This window comes from Pseudomonas sp. GW821-FHT01C01 (assembly GCF_059422645.1).
Map to the genome: position 1 here is coordinate 44088 of NZ_JBWKXF010000037.1, position 14219 is coordinate 58306.

15 protein-coding genes are annotated in these 14219 nt (G+C 61.6%); 8 read left to right on the forward strand and 7 right to left on the reverse strand.

The window, feature by feature from the left end; all coding sequences use genetic code 11:
• Positions 1 to 81: 81 nt before the first annotated feature.
• The 3 genes from AC07XF_RS20395 to AC07XF_RS20405 all read left to right on the forward strand — a co-directional run bounded on the left by AC07XF_RS20395 (position 82) and on the right by AC07XF_RS20405 (position 1968).
• Positions 82 to 639: a DNA-3-methyladenine glycosylase I gene (locus AC07XF_RS20395; protein ID WP_495027875.1), complete on the forward strand. Its 558-nt coding sequence runs from the start codon at positions 82 to 84 to the stop codon at positions 637 to 639.
• 40 nt (positions 640 to 679) lie between these two features.
• The gene (locus AC07XF_RS20400; RefSeq protein WP_495027876.1) at positions 680 to 1567 is read left to right on the forward strand and encodes a lysophospholipid acyltransferase; all 888 of its coding nucleotides are present in this window, start codon (positions 680 to 682) and stop codon (positions 1565 to 1567) included.
• Between the two features lie 161 nt (positions 1568 to 1728).
• Complete coding sequence (locus tag AC07XF_RS20405; RefSeq protein WP_495027887.1) at positions 1729 to 1968, forward strand: PilZ domain-containing protein; 240 nt, start codon at positions 1729 to 1731, stop codon at positions 1966 to 1968.
• Here AC07XF_RS20405 and AC07XF_RS20410 read toward each other — a convergent pair whose 3' ends face one another.
• The 5 genes from AC07XF_RS20410 to def all read right to left on the reverse strand — a co-directional run bounded on the left by AC07XF_RS20410 (position 1969) and on the right by def (position 6631).
• Positions 1969 to 2283 carry a tetratricopeptide repeat protein gene (locus AC07XF_RS20410; RefSeq protein ID WP_218431485.1) on the reverse strand — a complete coding sequence of 105 codons (315 nt, stop codon included), beginning with the start codon at positions 2281 to 2283 and terminating at the stop codon, positions 1969 to 1971.
• 118 nt (positions 2284 to 2401) lie between these two features.
• Positions 2402 to 3778 carry a Trk system potassium transporter TrkA gene (gene trkA, locus AC07XF_RS20415; protein WP_495027877.1) on the reverse strand — a complete coding sequence of 459 codons (1377 nt, stop codon included), beginning with the start codon at positions 3776 to 3778 and terminating at the stop codon, positions 2402 to 2404.
• Between the two features lie 22 nt (positions 3779 to 3800).
• Positions 3801 to 5111, reverse strand: coding sequence for a 16S rRNA (cytosine(967)-C(5))-methyltransferase RsmB (gene rsmB, locus AC07XF_RS20420; RefSeq protein ID WP_495027878.1), 1311 nt, complete (start codon positions 5109 to 5111; stop codon positions 3801 to 3803).
• Entirely contained in the window at positions 5108 to 6067 is a 960-nt protein-coding gene (gene fmt, locus AC07XF_RS20425) for a methionyl-tRNA formyltransferase (protein WP_495027879.1), read from the reverse strand. The genes rsmB and fmt overlap by 4 nt, the downstream gene beginning before the upstream one ends.
• Positions 6068 to 6124: 57 nt before the next feature.
• Positions 6125 to 6631, reverse strand: coding sequence for a peptide deformylase (gene def / locus AC07XF_RS20430; protein WP_034149418.1), 507 nt, complete (start codon positions 6629 to 6631; stop codon positions 6125 to 6127).
• A 171-nt stretch (positions 6632 to 6802) separates the two neighbouring features.
• Between def and AC07XF_RS20435 the strand changes: the two genes are divergently transcribed.
• From AC07XF_RS20435 to tsaC, 3 genes are all read left to right on the forward strand, one after another.
• Positions 6803 to 7627 (forward strand): peptidoglycan-binding protein, encoded by an 825-nt coding sequence (locus tag AC07XF_RS20435; RefSeq protein WP_495027880.1) that lies wholly within the window; start codon positions 6803 to 6805, stop codon positions 7625 to 7627.
• An 81-nt stretch (positions 7628 to 7708) separates the two neighbouring features.
• Positions 7709 to 8815: a DNA-processing protein DprA gene (gene dprA / locus AC07XF_RS20440; RefSeq protein ID WP_495027881.1), complete on the forward strand. Its 1107-nt coding sequence runs from the start codon at positions 7709 to 7711 to the stop codon at positions 8813 to 8815.
• Between the two features lie 54 nt (positions 8816 to 8869).
• Positions 8870 to 9427 carry an L-threonylcarbamoyladenylate synthase type 1 TsaC gene (gene tsaC, locus AC07XF_RS20445; RefSeq protein ID WP_495027882.1) on the forward strand — a complete coding sequence of 186 codons (558 nt, stop codon included), beginning with the start codon at positions 8870 to 8872 and terminating at the stop codon, positions 9425 to 9427.
• A gap of 87 nt (positions 9428 to 9514) precedes the next feature.
• Here the strand turns inward: tsaC and AC07XF_RS20450 are convergent, their stop codons facing one another.
• Entirely contained in the window at positions 9515 to 10492 is a 978-nt protein-coding gene (locus tag AC07XF_RS20450; RefSeq protein WP_495027883.1) for an NADPH:quinone reductase, read from the reverse strand.
• 163 nt (positions 10493 to 10655) lie between these two features.
• Between AC07XF_RS20450 and hemF the strand changes: the two genes are divergently transcribed.
• Together hemF and aroE are read left to right on the forward strand one after the other, a co-directional pair.
• Complete coding sequence (hemF, locus tag AC07XF_RS20455; protein ID WP_495027884.1) at positions 10656 to 11570, forward strand: oxygen-dependent coproporphyrinogen oxidase; 915 nt, start codon at positions 10656 to 10658, stop codon at positions 11568 to 11570.
• A gap of 13 nt (positions 11571 to 11583) precedes the next feature.
• On the forward strand, positions 11584 to 12405 hold the full coding sequence (gene aroE, locus AC07XF_RS20460; RefSeq protein ID WP_429489592.1) for a shikimate dehydrogenase: 822 nt from the start codon (positions 11584 to 11586) through the stop codon (positions 12403 to 12405).
• Positions 12406 to 12520: 115 nt separating this feature from the next.
• On the opposite strand, the gene AC07XF_RS20465 is transcribed toward aroE, so the two are convergent.
• Positions 12521 to 14089: a SulP family inorganic anion transporter gene (locus tag AC07XF_RS20465; RefSeq protein WP_495027885.1), complete on the reverse strand. Its 1569-nt coding sequence runs from the start codon at positions 14087 to 14089 to the stop codon at positions 12521 to 12523.
• Positions 14090 to 14219 lie beyond the last annotated feature (130 nt).

The following is a 14219-nucleotide window of genomic DNA, read 5'->3' on the forward strand; positions in this document are numbered from 1 at the left end:
GAAATTCACCTGTTTCTTGGGCTGCGATTTAAAGAGCGGGAGTATACCCGATTCATTGCTGCGCACGCCCCCTGGAGCCTTATGCCACGCTGCTTTTGGTGTTCCGAAGATCCGCTGTACATGGCTTATCACGATCAGGAGTGGGGCACGCCGCTACGCGATGCGCAGGGATTGTTCGAGTTGCTTTTGCTCGAAGGGTTCCAGGCCGGGCTTTCCTGGATCACCGTGTTGCGCAAACGCGAGCATTATCGTCAGGTGATGTTCGGTTTTGATGTCCAGCGCGTGGCGCAGATGAGCGATGCCGAAATCGACGAATTGATGCTCGATCCGGGCATCATCCGCAATCGTCTCAAGCTCAACGCGGCCCGGCGCAATGCCCAGGCCTGGCTGGCGCTGGAGGACCCGGTGGCGTTTCTCTGGTCGTTTGTCGGTGGCACGCCTGTGATCAATCATTTCAAGGATCGCAGCGAAGTGCCGGCCGTCACGCCGGCCGCCGTGGAAATGAGCAAAGGCCTGAAAAAAGCCGGTTTCACGTTCGTCGGGCCGACCATTTGCTACGCGTTGATGCAGGCCTCGGGCATGGTCATGGATCACACCCGGGACTGCGACCGCTACGCGCAGCTGGCGAACGCCGGTTAGAATGGCCGCCTCGCGCACAGCACAAGATCAGGAGTGACCTGTGGATAAGTTTAAAGGCGCCTTGCTGGTAGGCGCTCTGCGGCTGTTTGCCCTGCTTCCGTGGTGGGCCGTGCAGGCCGTGGGCTCGGCGATTGGCTGGGTCATGTGGAAAACCCCGAACCGTTCCCGCGACGTGGTACGGATCAATCTGTCCAAGTGCTTTCCGGACATGGACCCCGTCGAGCGTGAGCGTCTGGTGGGCCAGAGCCTGAAAGACATCGGCAAGTCCCTGACCGAAAGCGCCTGCGCGTGGATCTGGCCGGCCCAGCGTTCCATCGACCTGGTGCGCGAGGTCGAAGGCCTTGACGTGTTGAAAGACGCCCTCGCCTCCGGCAAAGGCGTGGTCGGCATCACCAGCCACCTGGGTAACTGGGAAGTGCTCAACCACTTCTATTGCAGCCAGTGCAAACCGATCATTTTCTATCGTCCTCCGAAGTTGAAGGCAGTGGATGAGTTGCTGCAAAAGCAGCGGGTGCAGTTGGGCAACAAGGTCGCTGCTTCCACCAAGGAAGGCATCCTCAGCGTCATCAAGGAAGTGCGCAAAGGTGGTGCAGTGGGCATTCCCGCTGACCCGGAACCGGCCGAATCCGCCGGGATCTTCGTGCCGTTCTTCGCCACCCAGGCGCTGACCAGCAAATTCGTGCCGAACATGCTCGCCGGCGGCAAAGCGGTCGGCGTGTTCCTGCATGCGCTGCGCTTGCCTGACGGTTCCGGCTACAAGGTCATCCTGGAAGCTGCGCCCGAGGCCATGTACAGCACCGATACCGCAGAGTCCTGCGCGGCCATGAGCCAGGTGGTCGAGCGCTACGTGCGGGCGTATCCGAGCCAGTACATGTGGAGCATGAAGCGCTTCAAGAAGCGTCCACCGGGCGAAGAGCGTTGGTACTGAAGCAGTTGGCACACTCTGTGGATAACCTTGTAGGAGCGAGCTTGCTCGCGATGGACGTTAACGAAGATGTGGGCTGTCAGGTTGAACGCGGCGCCCTTGCATCCATCGCGAGCAAGCTCGCTCCTACGCGTATCCACAACCCGTTCTCAAGGGCGCAGAAGATGTCCGAACACCGCAAGTCATTGCGCATCAAGATCAGTCACGAAAGCATCGGCGATTGTCTGGGCCAGACGCGCAACCTGTCGACCACCGGCGTTTACGTCAAGCACCCGCAACTGTCGGCGCTGCCCCGGGGGGCGGTGGTCTATGGGCAGGTGCAGGACTTACCCACAGGCGCGCCGCGGGTACGCATGGAAGTGGTGTTGGTGGATGCCGAGGGCATCGGTTTGCGTTATCTCTGATCAGTGCGCCTGACGCTCAAGCTTCTTCAGGAACACCGTCATTTCCTTCTCTGCCTGCTTGTCGCCATGGCCGCGAGCAGCTTCCAGGCCTTGTTCCCAAGCCTGCCGCGCAGCCGCAAAGTCCGCCAGCGCGAGATGGGCCTTACCCAGCAGTTTCCACGCCGCCGAATACTTCGGATCGAATTCGACGCAGCGCTGAAAATGCTCCACAGCCTTGGCGTTTTCCCCCAGATCCAGATAGCCCTTGCCCAGGCCGAAGCGCAGCAAAGCGTTATCCACACCCTTGGCGAGCATTTTTTCCAGGGATTCGATCATGGGGGGAGTTTCCGAATGGTTGTCTTTTTCGAAATCGCCTTCGCTGGCAAGCCAGCTCCTACAGGTTATGCGCGAGTCTCTGTAGGAGCTGGCTTGCCAGCGAAGGCGGTCTAATGGATCAGAAGAAGCTCAATCCCACATGGAACAACTTCTCCACATCGCGAATATGCTTTTTATCCACAAGGAACAGAATCACATGGTCGCCGGTTTCGATCACGGTGTCGTCATGGGCGATGATCACTTCTTCATCGCGGATGATCGCGCCGATGGTGGTACCCGGCGGCAGGCCGATGTTCTCGATGGCTCTACCGATTACCTTGCTGGATTTCGCATCACCATGGGCAATCGCCTCGATGGCTTCCGCCGCGCCCCGGCGCAGTGAGTGCACGCTGACGATGTCGCCCCGGCGCACGTGGGCCAGCAAGGTGCCGATGGTCGCCAGTTGCGGGCTGATGGCGATGTCGATGTCGCCGCCCTGGATCAGGTCGACATAGGCCGGGTTGTTGATGATGGTCATCACCTTCTTCGCGCCCAGGCGCTTGGCCAGCAGCGACGACATGATGTTGGCTTCGTCGTCGTTGGTCAGGGCGAGGAACAGATCCGCATCGGCGATGTTCTCTTCCAGCAGCAGGTCACGGTCCGAGGCGCTGCCTTGCAACACCACGGTGCTGTCGAGGTGGTCCGAGAGATGACGGCAGCGTGCCGGATTCATCTCGATGATCTTTACCTGATAACGGCTTTCGATGGCCTCGGCCAGACGCTCGCCGATCTGCCCGCCACCGGCAATGACGATGCGCTTGTAAGTCTCGTCGAGACGGCGCATTTCGCTCATCACCGCGCGAATATTCGCTTTGGCGGCGATGAAAAATACCTCGTCGTCGGCCTCGATCACCGTGTCGCCCTGGGGCAGGATCGGCCGGTCACGACGGAAAATCGCCGCGACGCGGGTTTCCACGTTCGGCATGTGTTCACGCAACTGCCGCAGTTGCTGGCCCACCAGCGGCCCGCCGTAATAAGCCCGCACGGCCACCAGTTGCGCCTTGCCTTCGGCGAAGTCGATCACCTGCAAGGCGCCGGGATGCTGGATCAGGCGCTTGATGTAGTTGGTGACCACCTGCTCGGGGCTGATCAGCACGTCCACCGGAATCGCTTCGTTCTGGAACAACTGTTCTTCGCGAGTCAGGTAGGCGGCTTCGCGCACCCGCGCGATTTTTGTCGGTGTGTGGAACAGAGTGTGGGCGACCTGGCAGGCAACCATGTTGGTTTCATCGCTGTTGGTCACGGCGACCAGCATGTCGGCGTCGTCGGCCCCGGCCTGACGCAACACGGTCGGGAATGAAGCGCGGCCCTGCACCGTGCGGATGTCCAGGCGGTCGCCAAGGTCGCGCAGGCGTTCGCCATCGGTGTCGACCACGGTGATGTCGTTGGCTTCGCTGGCCAGGTGTTCCGCCAGCGAACCGCCGACCTGCCCTGCACCGAGGATGATGATTTTCATCCATTCACTCCATTGAATCCATTTAACCGCGAGCGGCGGCGATCTTGATCAGCTTGGCGTAGTAGAACCCGTCGTGGCCGCCTTCCTGGGCCAGCAGCTGGCGACCATGGGGCTGCTTGATGCCGGCCGTCGTGGCGAGGTCCAGCTCTCGGGCACCCGGCGTGCGGGCGAGGAAGGCTTCGATGACTTCGGTGTTCTCGGTCGGCAGCGTGGAACAGGTGGCGTACAGCAGGATGCCGCCCACTTCCAGCGTGTTCCACATGGCGTCGAGCAACTCGCCTTGCAGCACTGCCAATGCGGCGATGTCGTCGGGTTGGCGGGTCAGCTTGATGTCCGGGTGACGACGAATCACGCCGGTGGCCGAGCATGGCGCGTCCAGCAGGATGCGCTGGAACGGCTTGCCATCCCACCACGCCTGAGTGTCGCGGCCGTCGGCGGCAATCAGTTCGGCGCTCAGCTTCAGGCGTTCGAGGTTTTCCCGCACCCGCACCAGCCGCTTGGCTTCGAGGTCTACCGCCACGACGCCGGCCAGTTTTGGCTCGGCTTCGAGAATATGGCAGGTCTTGCCGCCCGGCGCGCAGCAGGCGTCGAGCACCCGTTGACCGGGGGCCAGGTCGAGCAGATCAGCGGCCAGTTGCGCGGCTTCGTCCTGCACGCTGATCCAGCCCTCGGCGAAACCCGGCAGGCTGCGCACATCGGCGGCGGCGTCGAGCACGATGCCGTCGCGGCTGTAGACACACGGCGTGGCGGCGATACCCGCGTCAGTCAGCAGACCGAGGTAGGCATCCCGGGTGTGGTGGCGACGATTGACCCGCAGGATCATTGGCGGATGCGCGTTGTTGGCGGCGCAAATGGCTTCCCACTGCTCTGGCCAGAACGCCTTCAGGGATTTCTGCAGCCAGCGCGGGTGGGCGGTGCGCACCACCGGATCGCGTTCCAGTTCGGCGAAAATCGTTTCGCTTTCGCGCTGAGCGTTACGCAGAACAGCGTTGAGCAAGGCCTTGGCCCATGGTTTTTTCAACTTGTCGGCGCAACCGACCGTCTCGCCAATCGCGGCATGGGCCGGGACACGGGTGTAGAGCAACTGATAGAGGCCGACCAGCAGCAGCGCCTCGACATCGGCGTCGGCGGCCTTGAACGGCTTTTGCAGCAACTTGGCCGCCAGCGCCGACAAACGTGGCTGCCAGCGTGCGGTGCCGAACGCCAGGTCCTGGGTGAAGCCGCGATCACGGTCCTCGACCTTGTCCATCTGCGTGGGCAGCGAACTGTTCAGCGAGGCTTTTCCGTTCAGGACAGCAGCGAGTGCCTTGGCGGCGGCCAGACGCGGATTCATTGAGCGTCCGCCGCTTGACCGAGGACAGTGCCGGTGGCGAATTTCTCGCGACGGCTGTTGAACAGATCGCTGAAGTTCAACGCCTTGCCGCCGGGCAATTGCAGACGGGTCAGGCACAGGGCCTGCTCACTGCAAGCGACGATCAGACCGTCCTTGCTGGCACTGAGGATTTCACCCGGGGCGCCTTTGCCTTCGGCGAGGTTGGCGGCCAGCACCTTCAGTGCTTCGCCGTTCAAGGTGCTGTGGGTGATCGGCCACGGGTTGAAGGCACGGACCAGACGCTCCAGCTCAATCGCCGGGCGACTCCAGTCGATGCGTGCTTCGTCCTTGTTCAATTTGTGCGCGTAGGTGGCCAGGCTGTCGTCCTGCACTTCGCCTTCCAGCGTACCCGCGGCGAGGCCGGCAATCGCCTGAACCACGGCCGGTGGACCCATTTCGGCCAGACGGTCGTGAAGGCTGCCGCCAGTGTCTTCGGCGCTGATCGGCGTGGTGACCTTGAGCAGCATCGGCCCGGTGTCGAGGCCGGCTTCCATGCGCATCACGGTCACACCGCTTTCGGCGTCGCCCGCTTCCACGGCGCGCTGGATCGGCGCCGCACCGCGCCAGCGAGGCAGCAGCGAGGCGTGGCTGTTGATGCAACCCAGGCGTGGAATATCCAGTACCACTTGCGGCAGGATCAAGCCGTAGGCGACCACCACCATCAAGTCCGGTTTCAGCGCGGCCAGTTCGGCTTGCGCGTCTTCGTTGCGCAGGGTTGGCGGCTGCAACACCGGGATGTTGTTCTCCAGAGCAAGCTGCTTGACCGGGCTCGGCATCAACTTCTGCCCACGACCTGCCGGGCGGTCCGGTTGGGTGTAGACCGCGACGATCTCATAAGGGCTGCTCAGCAGGGCCTTGAGGTGTTCGGCGGCGAATTCCGGGGTGCCGGCAAAGACAATGCGCAGTGGCTCAGTCATGGGTGACGTCTCTTGAAAAGAAAAAGGCTTGCCGCAGCAAGCCTTTGAAGATGGGCATCAGGCGTTCTGGCGATGAAGCTTTTCCAGTTTCTTCTTGATGCGGTCGCGTTTGAGCGTGGACAGGTAATCGACGAACAATTTGCCGTTGAGGTGGTCGCATTCGTGCTGGATGCACACCGCGAGCAAATCTTCGGCGATCAGTTCGTAGGGCTGGCCGTCGCGGTCCAGCGCCTTGACCTTGACCCTTTGCGGGCGATCGACGTTTTCGTAGAAGCCCGGTACCGAAAGGCAGCCTTCCTGGTACTGGCCCATGTCGTCGGTCAGCGGTTCGAGTTCGGGGTTGATGAACACTCGAGGCTCGGTGCGGTCTTCGGAGAGGTCCATCACGACGATACGTTTGTGCACGTTGACCTGAGTAGCGGCGAGGCCGATGCCAGGCGCTTCATACATTGTTTCAAACATGTCGTCGACCAACTGACGCACTTCGTCGTCCACTACGGCCACTGGCTTGGCGATAGTGCGCAGACGCGGATCAGGGAATTCGAGGATGTTTAAAATGGCCATAAGCTTGATCAGTGCACGTGTGAAGTAAGGTCGGGTCGATGGCCTGGCGAGTCCGAAGATGCAGGCCACCGTTGTAAAACGTAGCTCCCTTCTCTTCATAAGCAAACCGGGAGTGAGCCACTGACGGCTCTGGCGTTTCACGCGAACGTACATAATAAAGGGATTCACCGCATGAGGAAATCACTACTCGCCTTGCTGCTTCTGGCTTCGGCCGGTCTGGTGCACGGGCAAGTGCCGCTCAAGGAAGATATTCCCACCGTAAAGCTGTCGCCTCAGGTGCGCAGCAGCCCAATGACCGAGCCCATCCCAGGCATCGCACTGAAAACGATCAACAGCTTTCTGCTGAGCAACCGCATCGTCGACAAGGCCGAGGATTTCGACAAGGCGCCCTACATCGTCGCCGGCGATGCCGAACGCGTACTCAGCGGCGCGGGTGACCGGATCTTTGCCCGCGGCCATTTCGATCCGGCGCAATCGGTTTACGGCATCTTCCGCCAGGGCAAGGTCTACACCGATCCGCAGAGCAAGGAAATTCTGGGGATCAATGCCGACGACATCGGTGGCGGCGAGGTCGTTGCCACCGAAGGCGACGTCGCCACCCTGACGTTGCAACGCACGACCCAGGAAGTCCGCCTCGGCGATCGTCTGTTCAGCGGCGAAGAGCGCTCGATCAATTCGACCTTCACGCCCAGCGCGCCGGGCACCGAGATCAACGGCTTGATCATCGATGTGCCGCGTGGGGTGACGCAGATCGGCGCACTGGACGTGGTCACGCTGAACAAGGGGCGGCGTGACGGTCTGGCCGAAGGCAATGTGCTGGCGGTGATGAAAACCGGCGAAACCGTGCGCGACCGGATCACCGGCCAGCCATTGAAAATTCCCGATGAGCGCGCCGGTCTGCTGATGGTTTTCCGTACCTACGACAAACTCAGCTACGGGCTGGTGCTCAACGCATCGCGCTCGCTGGCGGTGTGGGACAAGGTGCGAAATCCCTAAGCGTGCTTCACAAGTTACCAACAGAGTTATCCACAGCTTATTCCCGTTTGTTCGGTTGCTCATAACGATCAAGGATGATGCATGTCGCTATTGGCTGTTACACCGGTTTCCCCTGCGGAACTGGAAGCTCGTTTACGTCTGCACCGTTTGCCGGAACTCGGCCCGGTGCGTTTCAAGAAGTTGCTCGAGGCCTTCGGTTCGGCGTCCAAAGCCATCAGCGCTCCGGCCAGTGCCTGGCGTGCACTGGGCCTGCCGCCGGCGTGTTCGGAGGCACGCCGCCGCGCTGACATTCGCGATGGCGCGAGCCATGCATTGGCCTGGCTGGAGCGTCCGGGCCAGCATTTACTGATGTGGGACCAGCCGGACTACCCGGCACTGCTGGCACAAATAAGCGATGCTCCACCGCTGTTATTTGTCGCGGGCGATCCGGGCATTCTGGAAAAACCACAACTGGCGATGGTCGGCAGCCGTCGCGCGTCCCGGCCGGGGATGGACACCGCTGCCGCGTTTTCCCGCAGTCTGGCGGGTGCCGGTTTTGTCATTACCAGCGGCCTGGCCCTGGGCATTGACGCCGCCGCGCACCAGGCCGCGCTGGACGTCGGCGGGCAAACGGTCGGTGTGCTCGGCACGGGGCTTGAGAAGTTTTATCCACAGCGAAATCGACGCCTGGCGGACGCCATGATTGCGTCGGGCAGCGCGGTGCTTTCGGAGTTTCCGCTGGATGCAGGCCCCAGCGCCGGCAACTTCCCCCGGCGCAACCGGATCATCAGTGGTTTGTCACTCGGGGTGCTGGTGGTCGAAGCCAGTGTCGCCAGCGGTTCACTGATTACCGCGAGGCTGGCGGCGGAACAGGGGCGCGAGGTGTTTGCGATTCCCGGGTCGATCCATCATCCCGGCGCCCGGGGCTGCCATCAGTTGATCCGTGACGGTGCGCTGCTGGTGGAAACCATCGAACATATCCTCGAGGCCTTGCGTGGCTGGCAACGACTGTCGTTATCCACAGAAACCTGCACCACGACATCGGCTCATCCACTGCTGAAGCTGCTGCATGCCGCGCCTCACACCAGTGAAGCGCTGGCCGAAGCAAGCGGCTGGGCCTTGCCAAAAGTATTGGCGGCGTTGACGGAGCTGGAAATGGACGGTCGCGCCGTTTGCGAAAGCGGGCGCTGGTTTGCGCGTGTGAGCTAGGTTTTATAAACAAGATCGGTAAACTGCGCAGAGCCTTATTCTGGAGTGTTTTTCATGGTCAACAGTTGGCGTGTGCAACAAGCCGCGCAAGCAATTCGCGCCGGGGCGGTGATTGCCTACCCAACCGAAGCAGTCTGGGGCCTGGGTTGCGACCCGTGGGACGAGGAAGCGGTGGAGCGTCTGCTGCTGATCAAGGGCCGGTCTGTGGACAAGGGGCTGATTCTGGTCGCCGACAACATCCGTCAGTTCGATTTCCTTTTCGAAGACTTCCCCGAGTTGTGGATGGACCGCATGGCAAGTACCTGGCCGGGACCGAACACCTGGCTGGTGCCACACCAGAACCTGTTGCCGCAGTGGATTACCGGCGTGCATGAAACCGTGGCGCTGCGGGTCAGCGATCACCCTATGGTGCGGGACTTGTGCGCGCTGGTCGGGCCGCTGGTGTCGACGTCGGCCAACCCGCAAGGACGTCCGGCGGCGCGTACGCGGATTCGCGTCGAGCAGTATTTCCGTGGCCAGGTGGATCTGGTGCTGGGTGGCAGTCTGGGCGGGCGTAAAAACCCGAGCGTGATTCGCGATCTGGCGACCGGCAAGGTTGTGCGTCCGGATTGAGACCGCGTCATCGTTCATCGCTGGCAAGCCAGCTCCTACAGGTCCATTGCTAACCTTGTAGGAGCTGGCTTGCCAGCGAAGGCGTCCTTAAGGCAACAGAACAACCGAGCCTGTCGTGCGCCGCGCCGACAACTCGGTTTGCGCCTTCGCCGCGTCAGCCAATGGATAACGCTGGCTGATATCCACCGTCAGCTTGCCGCTGATGATCATCTCGAACAGTTCGTCGGCCATGCGTTGCAGGTTCTCGGCGTTGTTCGCATAAGTGCCCAGGGTTGGCCGGGTCACGTACAGCGAACCTTTGCCCGCGAGAATCCCCAGGTTCACGCCGTCCACTGCGCCGGACGCATTGCCGAAGCTCACCACCAGCCCCCGCGGCGCGGCGCAGTCGAGTGAAGTCAGCCAGGTGTCCTTGCCGACGCCGTCGTACACCACCGGGACTTTTTTGCCGTCGGTCAACTCCAGAACGCGTTGTGCGACGTTTTCATGACTGTAGTCGATGGTCGCCCAGGCACCGTTGGCCTTGGCCAGTGCGGCTTTCTCTGCCGAGCTGACCGTGCCGATCAACTTCACGCCCAAGGCCCTGGCCCATTGGCAAGCCAGGGAACCGACACCACCGGCCGCCGCGTGGAACAGGATGGTTTCGCCACCTTTGAGTTCATAGGTCTGACGCAGCAGGTACTGCACGGTCAGGCCCTTGAGCATCACGCCCGCTGCCTGTTCGAAACTGATAGCGTCCGGCAGTTTTACCAGATTGGCCTCGGGCAAGACGTGAACATCACTGTAGGCACCCAGCGGACCGCTGCCATAGGCCACGCGATCACCGACCTTGAAGCGGGTCACGTCGCTGCCCACCGCCTCGACCACGCCCGCACCTTCCGAGCCGACACCCGACGGCAGGGACGGCGGCGGATACAGACCGCTGCGGTAGTAAGTGTCGATGAAGTTCAGGCCGATGGCCTTGTTGGTCACGCGCACTTCCTTGGAACCTGGCTCGGCGGGTTGGTAATCCACATATTCGAGCACTTCGGGGCCGCCGTGGGCGCGGAACTGGATACGCTTTGCCATCAGAACTCTCCATAGGTCGTTTTACCAAGCTCCCTATCGGACTCCTAAGCTTGATCTTCGTCAACTGCGAAGGGTCGACTTGCGATGTTATGCTACGCGCCCATTTGCGCAGGCTGAGCTCCAATGGAGCGCCGCGTAGTTTTGCCCGATTCAAGGTGATGACATGACGACCCGCACCGAGGCCGTAAAAGCCTATCTGCTCGACCTGCAAGAGCGTATTTGCGCTGCCCTGGAAGCCGAAGACGGTGGCACGCAATTCGTCGAAGACGCCTGGACCCGGCCTGCCGGCGGTGGCGGTCGCACCCGCGTGATTGAAAACGGCGCGGTGATTGAAAAGGGCGGCGTCAACTTTTCCCATGTCTTTGGCAGCGGTCTCCCACCCTCTGCCAGTGCCCATCGACCGGAACTGGCCGGTCGTGGCTTCGAAGCACTGGGTGTGTCGCTGGTGATCCACCCGCACAACCCGCATGTGCCGACTTCCCACGCCAACGTGCGTTTTTTCATCGCTGAAAAAGAAGGCGAAGAGCCGGTCTGGTGGTTCGGCGGTGGCTTTGACCTGACCCCTTATTACGGTAATGAAGAAGATTGCGTGCACTGGCACCGCGTCGCCGAGCAGGCCTGTGCGCCGTTCGGCCCTGACGTCTACCCGCGTTACAAGGCCTGGTGCGACAGCTATTTCCACATCAAGCATCGCCACGAGCCGCGTGGCATCGGCGGATTGTTTTTCGACGACCTGAACGAGTGGGATTTCGACACCAGCTTCGCTTTCATGCGCGCCATCGGCGATGCGTACATCGACGCCTACCTGCCCATCGTGCAGCGCCGGAAAAACGATGCGTTCACCGCCCAACAGCGTGAATTCCAGGAATTCCGCCGTGGTCGCTACGTTGAATTCAACCTGGTCTATGACCGTGGCACGCTGTTCGGCCTGCAGTCGGGTGGGCGTACCGAGTCGATTTTGATGTCGCTGCCACCACAAGTGCGCTGGGGTTACGACTGGAAGGCTACGCCTGGCAGCGAAGAAGCGCGCCTGACCGAGTATTTCCTGCAAGACCGCGATTGGTTGGCCGAAGCCTGAACGAGGAATCCTGATGGACCGTTATGTCGTATTCGGTAACCCGATTGGCCACAGCAAGTCGCCGCTGATCCATCGCCTGTTTGCTGAGCAGACGGCGCAGAAACTGGACTACAACACATTGCTGGCGCCACTCGACGACTTTTCCACGTGTGCCCGGACGTTTTTCCTCGAAGGGCGCGGCGCCAATGTGACGGTGCCGTTCAAGGAAGAGGCCTACCGGCTGGCGAACAGCCTGACGGCACGGGCGCAGCGGGCGGGCGCGGTCAATACCCTGAGCAAACTGGCCGATGGCAGTCTGCTGGGTGACAACACCGATGGTGCCGGGCTGGTGCGCGACCTGACGGTCAATGCCGGATTCAGCCTCAAGGGCAAACGCATCCTGCTGCTCGGTGCCGGCGGTGCGGTGCGTGGTGCTTTGGAGCCGTTGCTGGCCGAGCAACCGGCCTCGGTGATCATCGCCAACCGCACGGTGGACAAGGCTGAGCTGCTGGCGGAATTGTTCGGCGATCTGGGGCCGGTATCGGCCAGCGGTTACGACTGGTTGCAGGAGTCGGTGGACCTGATCATCAACGCGACGTCGGCGAGCCTGACGGGCGATGTGCCGCCGATTGCACCCAGCCTGATCGAACCGGGCAAAACGGTGTGTTACGACATGATGTACGGCAAGGAACCGACCTCGTTTTGCCGCTGGGCCAGCGAACATGGCGCGGCGGTGGCGATGGATGGCTTGGGGATGCTGGCCGAGCAAGCGGCGGAAGCGTTTTTCCTGTGGCGCGGGGTGCGCCCGGACACGGCGCCGGTGCTGGCGGAATTACGGCGGCAGTTAGCCCTATAACCTACTGTAGGAGCGAGCTTGCTCGCGAAAAACCCGAGGGCGCCCTGGGCATCTGGTTTTGCGCGTTATCGTTCACGACCTTCGCGAGCAAGCCCGCTCCTACAGGGGCGGTGTTTCAATCCTCAAACCGGATCGGGCATTTCTCCGCCCCTTCGAGCTTCCTCAACTCTTCCACCACCTGCGGCCGTGCCCGGCGCAAGGTCAGGCTGCGATCCTGACGCAACAGGCGCCGCGCTTCCTGATGCAGCATTTCTACCCCTGAATAGTCGATGAAGTTGATCTGCTGCGCCTCGATCACCACGCGCGCGCCATGCATCCGTTGCAAGCGCACTTGCAGGTAATGGCTGGCACCGAAAAAGATCGAACCGCCCACCCGCAGAATGTCTTCCTCGCCATCTCGAACATGCTGCACCCGTGGTTGCGATGTGCGTTTGAGGTAGAAAAAAAGCGAGGCCAATACGCCGGCGTAGATCGCCGTTTGCAATTCCAGCAGCAGCGTGGCGACGCAGGTCAGCGCCATGACCACGAATTCAGCGCGGCTGACCCGTAACAACGCGCGAATGCCGCGATGGTCCACCAGTCCCCAGGCGATCAACAGAATGCTCCCGGCCATGGCCGGAATCGGTATGTGCGCGATCAGGCTCGCGCCGAATATGGCGAACAGCGCCACCCACAGTGCCGAAAAAATCCCCGCCAGCGGTGAACAGGCACCGGCCTCGTAGCTCAGGCCTGAGCGAGTGAAAGAACCGGCGGACAACGATCCGGAAAAAAACGCACCGACAATGTTCGACAAGCCCTGAGCGCGAACTTCCTGGTTAGCGTCGAGCAATTGCTGCGAACGTGCGGAGATCGAGCGGGCAATCGACAGGCTTGTGACCAGCCCGAGCATGCCCACTGCCACGGCGCTGGGCAGCAGGCGCAGGATCAGGTCAAGCTCCAGCGGCAACGGACTGAAAGGCGGCAGCTTGCCGGTGAAAGCGCTGACCAGTTGCACGTGCCCGAACATCGATGGCCAGAGCCAGACCAGCAATCCGCCGAGAACCAGAGTGATCAGGAGCGTCGGCCAGCGTGGCAGCAACAGTTTGAGGATCACACCCACCACCACCGTCGCCAGCCCCAGCGCCAGCGAAGGTTTGTCCATTTCGCCGAGATGGCGCAACAACGTGATGAAACTATCCAGCGCGGTGGTTTGGCTGGGCAAGTCCAGCCCCAGCAGGTTAGGCAATTGACCGATGGCAATCACCACGGCAGCACCCAGGGTGAAACCGAGTACCACCGAGTGCGAGACGAAATTCACCAGCGCGCCAAACCGCAGCAAACCCAGCAGCCACTGAAAGACGCCGGCAAGAAATGTCAGCAACAGGATCAACATGACGTAGTCCTGCGAGGCCGGCACGGCCAGAGGACTGACGCTGGCATACAGGACAATTGAGATGGCCGCCGTAGGACCGCAGATCAAATGCCACGACGAACCCCATAGGCAGGCGATCAGCACCGGGATGATTGCGGCGTACAGGCCGTATTCCGGCGGCAGGCCGGCAATCAGTGCGTAGGCAATGGATTGCGGCAACGCCAGAATCGCGCCGCTGAGGCCGACGATCAGGTCACGACCGACGCTGGCGCGGGTTTGCCGGGGCAGCCAGGTGAGGAAGGGGAAGAGTGAATGGCGGCTTGGCAGGGCCATGGGGCCTCTCGGGTGGGGTTTTGCGAAAGAGTATCAGGACCAGATGACGATGTGCCCATGTGGGAGCGGGCTTGCTCGCGAAGGCGGTTGGTCAGACAACATTAATGTCGACTGATCCACCGCCTTCGCG

What these genes read in the sequence shown, in the direction of transcription:
- AC07XF_RS20395 (WP_495027875.1), top strand. Translation starts at nt 82, where the DNA reads ATGCCACGCTGCTTTTGGTGTTCCGAAGATCCGCTGTACATGGCTTAT.
- def (WP_034149418.1), bottom strand. Translation starts at nt 6,631, where the DNA reads ATGGCCATTTTAAACATCCTCGAATTCCCTGATCCGCGTCTGCGCACT.
- dprA (WP_495027881.1), top strand. Translation starts at nt 7,709, where the DNA reads ATGTCGCTATTGGCTGTTACACCGGTTTCCCCTGCGGAACTGGAAGCT.
- tsaC (WP_495027882.1), top strand. Translation starts at nt 8,870, where the DNA reads ATGGTCAACAGTTGGCGTGTGCAACAAGCCGCGCAAGCAATTCGCGCC.
- aroE (WP_429489592.1), top strand. Translation starts at nt 11,584, where the DNA reads ATGGACCGTTATGTCGTATTCGGTAACCCGATTGGCCACAGCAAGTCG.
- rsmB (WP_495027878.1), bottom strand. Translation starts at nt 5,111, where the DNA reads ATGAATCCGCGTCTGGCCGCCGCCAAGGCACTCGCTGCTGTCCTGAAC.
- fmt (WP_495027879.1), bottom strand. Translation starts at nt 6,067, where the DNA reads ATGACTGAGCCACTGCGCATTGTCTTTGCCGGCACCCCGGAATTCGCC.
- AC07XF_RS20410 (WP_218431485.1), bottom strand. Translation starts at nt 2,283, where the DNA reads ATGATCGAATCCCTGGAAAAAATGCTCGCCAAGGGTGTGGATAACGCT.
- trkA (WP_495027877.1), bottom strand. Translation starts at nt 3,778, where the DNA reads ATGAAAATCATCATCCTCGGTGCAGGGCAGGTCGGCGGTTCGCTGGCG.
- AC07XF_RS20450 (WP_495027883.1), bottom strand. Translation starts at nt 10,492, where the DNA reads ATGGCAAAGCGTATCCAGTTCCGCGCCCACGGCGGCCCCGAAGTGCTC.
- AC07XF_RS20465 (WP_495027885.1), bottom strand. Translation starts at nt 14,089, where the DNA reads ATGGCCCTGCCAAGCCGCCATTCACTCTTCCCCTTCCTCACCTGGCTG.
- AC07XF_RS20405 (WP_495027887.1), top strand. Translation starts at nt 1,729, where the DNA reads ATGTCCGAACACCGCAAGTCATTGCGCATCAAGATCAGTCACGAAAGC.
- AC07XF_RS20435 (WP_495027880.1), top strand. Translation starts at nt 6,803, where the DNA reads ATGAGGAAATCACTACTCGCCTTGCTGCTTCTGGCTTCGGCCGGTCTG.
- hemF (WP_495027884.1), top strand. Translation starts at nt 10,656, where the DNA reads ATGACGACCCGCACCGAGGCCGTAAAAGCCTATCTGCTCGACCTGCAA.